The organism is Thermomonas sp. (assembly GCF_025993755.1).
Lineage (GTDB): Bacteria > Pseudomonadota > Gammaproteobacteria > Xanthomonadales > Xanthomonadaceae > Thermomonas.
Window position 1 is genome coordinate 1 of record NZ_JAMQHN010000148.1, and the last position, 4,148, is coordinate 4,148.

Here is a 4,148-nt window from a genome sequence, read left to right on the forward strand (position 1 = left end):
GTGTATCTGGTGCCGATCGGGGGCGAACAGCAAGGGTTGGCGAAATCGGCCATCGCGACCCTGCTGCTGGGCTCGAACGTCTGGTTCGCGCATGCCACCGGCGGGTATTTCGATGCGCCGGCGGCGGCGCAGCCGCTGCTGCACACCTGGTCGCTGTCGGTCGAGGAACAGTTCTATCTGGTCTGGCCGACGCTGTTGTTGCTGGCGTCGCGCTGGGCGGTGCGCAGACGGTTCGATCCGGCGCGTGCGGCGGCGTGGGTGCTGGCGCTGGTGGGGATCGGATCGCTGGCGTTGTCGATCGTCACAACCGGGACGCATCCGGAGTTCGCGTTCTTCGGCTCGCCGACGCGGGCCTGGGAGTTCGCGATCGGCGGGCTGGCGTTCTTCCTGATCCGCAGGCGCAGCGCGCCGCTGCCGCTGGCGCAGCCGCTGGCGTGGCTGGGTCTGGCGATGATCCTGTGGGCCTGCGCGACCTTCTCGGAAAGCGCGACGCCGTTTCCCGGCTGGCGCGCGGGCATCCCGGCGCTGGGCGCGGCCATGGTGATCCTCGGCGGCGAGCACGCCGAGCGCGGCGGGTGTACGCGGTTGCTGTCGCTGCGGCCGATGGTGCTGGTCGGGCTGCTGTCGTATTCGCTGTACCTGTGGCACTGGCCGCTGCTGGTCATTGCGCGACTGGACACGCTGGGAGAGATCGGCCCGTGGGGGACCGCGGCGATTTGCGCGCTGGCGTTCGTGCTGGCGTGGTTGACGTATCGTTATGTCGAGAATCCGATCCGGCACCGGCAGTACCCGCTGATGGCCACGCGCAAGCGGGCGTTTGCGGTGGGCGCGCTGGGTTGCCTTGCGGTGATGGTGCTGGCCGGTGGATTGGGCGTGTGGGCGCGGGTGGGCTGGCGGAGTGACAGTGGGGATGTCTCGCTGCAAGAGGCGCTGCGCCACATGCGCAAGTCGCTCTCCGGCTGCGCGCAGGAGCGACCCTATGCGCACGCGCTGCTGCGTCGCGAAGGATGCACGCCAGCGGATGCGGACATCCTGCTGTGGGGGGATTCCCATGCCGACGCGCTGGCTCCGGCGGTTGCCGCCTACGCCAAGCGGCATGGACAGTCCATGCGCATCCGCTTCATGCCGGAGTGCCCGCCGGTTCCAGGGTTTTCGCCGGCGATGGTCGGCATCGACTTTCCGCGTGGCAGCGGCCATTTCACGAGCTGCGAGCAGTTCAACGCCGACGTGCTGGCGGAGGCGCTGCAATCTAGCAGGCACGGGTTACAGATAGTGGTCATGGAAGCGCATTGGCCTGCGTATTTGAGCAGCGAATCGGCGCGTGCCGCAGCATTGGCCGGGCTGAAAGCGACGTTGGGCAAGTTGCATGCCATGGGGTTGCGGGTGGTGGTGATGGCCCCCGGCGTTGATTTTGCCCATGACGTGCCCGCCTGCCTTGCGCGCCGTCCGGAGTCGGCCTGCGACATGGATCGCGCCGCGGCTGAAGCGCAACGGAGTGCATCGTTGGCCTTGCTCCGATCCGCAGTAGGCAGCGCTCTGGGCAGCACCTTGCTGGATCCCTTCACGGCGCTCTGCGCTGGTTCCCGCTGTCCCGGCGTGGCCGACGGTGCCGTGCTCTATTCCGACCGGCACCACCTCAGCGAGGCCGGTGCCATGCGCCTGTCGGCGCCGCTTGCACATGCGCTGGCCGGCGCTGCGCTGCCTGCTGCCGCGACCGCAGGGGCGGCGCGTTGAAACATCTGCTGGTCGATGCACTGTCGGTCAACAACCTGTCCGGGCGGCATGTGCTGCTGGGGCACCTGCGGGAACTGCACGCGGCGCGTTCGCAGGCGTGGCGCTTCAGCTTCCTGACCCATCGTGGCAACGCGGCGTTGGCGCAGGACCTGCCTGAGGGCGTCGCGCACCTGCAGGCGGGCATCGGCGCCGCCTGGTGGCAGCGCGCCGGCTGGGGAGCGCTGCATTTCGACCGGCTGGCGCGTTCGCGGAACGTGGACCTGGTGTTCTCGCCCGCAGGCATGCTCAGCCCCGGCTGCTCGCTGCCGCAGATCGTGCTGGCCCAGAATCCCCTGCCGCTGATGCCGACCGCGCGGGGATTGCGGCTGCGTTTGCAGCGCCGGGAGTTTGCGCGCGCGCAGCGGCATGCGTGGCGGATGGCGTTCAATTCGGCCTACATGCAGGACCTCTACGCCCAGCAGCTTGGCCCGTCGTCGCGTCCTTCGATCGTTGCCCTGCAGGGCGTGGATGAAGCCCTGTACGCGCAGGAACCGGATGGCGACCCGCAATCCCGCGCGCAGGAAATCCTCGCGGTGTCGGCCATGGCCGGGCACAAGGCGATCGAAGTGCTGGTCGATGCGTTCGCGCTGCTGGCCGGGGATCGTCCCCGTTTGCGCCTGACCCTGATCGGGGGCTGGCCGGATTCCGCCTATCGACAGCGGATCGAGGCGCGGATCGGGCAGCATGGCCTGTTTGCACGGGTCGACATTGCCGGCCATGTCGATGATGCGACCCTGCGCGCCAGCTACCGGCGGGCGCGCGCGTTCTGCCTGCTCAGCCGCTGCGAGTCGTTCGGGATTCCGGCGATCGAAGCGCAGGTGGCCGGCACCCCGACCGTGGTGGCCGAAGGCACCGCCGCGCCGGAAATCGCCGGTCCAGGCGGCATGGTCGTGCCGCAGGACGATCCGGCCGCCGCCGCAAGCGCACTGGCGACGCTGCTGGATGACGACGTGGCGTGGTTGCGGTACTCGGAAGCGGCGCGCCGCAATGCCGGGCGCTTCCACTGGTCGGCTTGTTCGGAGCCACTGACGGCACTGCTGGACCGCTTCGCTGTGCAAGGAGCGGGCGGGTGAGCGCCTGGGGCCGCGCGCGCGAGTGGTCGCTGCGCCATCTGGCGCGGCCACGACCGGCGCAGGATTTCGTCCCGCAGATCGACGGGCTGCGCTGCGTGGCGATTTGCGCGGTGATCCTCTACCACATGCAGGGCTACGTCGCGGATGCGATCGGGCAGCCGCATCCGGGAACGTTCCTGCATCGGCTGTTGGCGCAGGGAGCCTTCGGGGTGCCGCTGTTCTTCTCGCTCAGCGGCTACATCATCGCGGTGCCGTTCCTCGGGCCGAAACCACCGACCTTGCGGCGTTATTTCCTGCGCCGCTTGACGCGCTTGGAACCGCCGTATTTCATCAATCTGTTGCTGGTGTTCACGCTCAAGGTCGCTGTGCTGGGGCTGATCGCTGTCGAGCTGTTCCCGCATCTGCTGGCGAGCCTGGCGTATCTGCACGGCCTGATCTACGGCACGCACAGCCTGGTGAACGGCGTGGCGTGGTCGCTTGAAGTCGAATGGCAGTTCTACCTGCTGGCGCCGCTGCTGTTGCTGCTGGTCGTGCGTCTCCCGGCGCGATGGCGTCATCCAGGGCTGTGGATCGTGATCGCTGCAGGTGGTGTGGCGTTCGCGCTCGGGGATCGGATGCCGCACGCCGCGGTACTCTCGGTGCTTCGATATTTCGGGTTTTTCCTTGCCGGTGTCTGGGTGGCGACCTGCGAGACGCGCTGGCCGCGCGCCTCCGGCACCGGCTGGCACGATCTGTTCGGTGTGGGAACCGGGCTGGCCGTGCTGTGGGTACTGCTCGACGGGCGCCGGTTCGATGCGCTGCTGCCGGCACTTGTGGCGCTGTTCGTGTTCGCCGGGCTGCGCGGCCCGTTGCTGCGGCGCGCGCTGGGATGGTGGCCGATCCACTGCATCGGCGCGATGTGTTATTCGATCTATCTCTATCACTTCTTCGTGGTCTCGATGGTCGGTCGGGGATTGCGCGCAACGGTGGGCTGGCCCGGCGATCCCGATCTGGCGATGGCGTTGATGGCGGTGGTCGGCCTGCCGCTGGTGCTGGCGGCCTGCGCGCTGCCGTACCTGTTGATCGAACGGCCGTTCATGGTCTGGCGCCCTGGCCGCAACCGACTGGCCGATGCCTTCTCGTTCGGAAAGGAAACCGCCTGATGCGCGTGGTCATGGTCACCACCCACCCGATCCAGCATCAGGTTCCGTGGCTGCGGCTGACCGAGCCGAGCATTCCGCAGGCGATGAACGTCGGCCTGCAGGAAGCGAGGTCGGATGTTGTGCTGTCCAGCCGCCCGAACGCCTCGTAATGCAGACGTCA

Annotated in this window: 4 protein-coding genes; all 4 read left to right on the forward strand. The window is 68.3% G+C overall.

What is annotated here, in order from left to right; translation table 11 throughout:
* Positions 1–1,734, forward strand: a 1,734-nt coding sequence (locus tag Q0X16_RS10585) for an acyltransferase family protein (RefSeq protein WP_297833992.1), incomplete at its 5' end; no start/stop codon positions are given.
* On the forward strand, positions 1,731–2,846 hold the full coding sequence (locus Q0X16_RS10590; RefSeq protein WP_297833995.1) for a glycosyltransferase: 1,116 nt from the start codon (positions 1,731–1,733) through the stop codon (positions 2,844–2,846). The genes Q0X16_RS10585 and Q0X16_RS10590, both read left to right, overlap by 4 nt.
* Positions 2,843–3,988, forward strand: coding sequence for an acyltransferase (locus Q0X16_RS10595; protein WP_297833998.1), 1,146 nt, complete (start codon positions 2,843–2,845; stop codon positions 3,986–3,988). Before Q0X16_RS10590 ends, Q0X16_RS10595 begins: the two co-directional genes overlap by 4 nt.
* Positions 3,988–4,137, forward strand: a complete 150-nt coding sequence (locus Q0X16_RS10600) for a hypothetical protein (RefSeq protein ID WP_297834001.1) — start codon at positions 3,988–3,990, stop codon at positions 4,135–4,137. The genes Q0X16_RS10595 and Q0X16_RS10600 overlap by 1 nt, the downstream gene beginning before the upstream one ends.
* Positions 4,138–4,148: the final 11 nt, after the last annotated feature.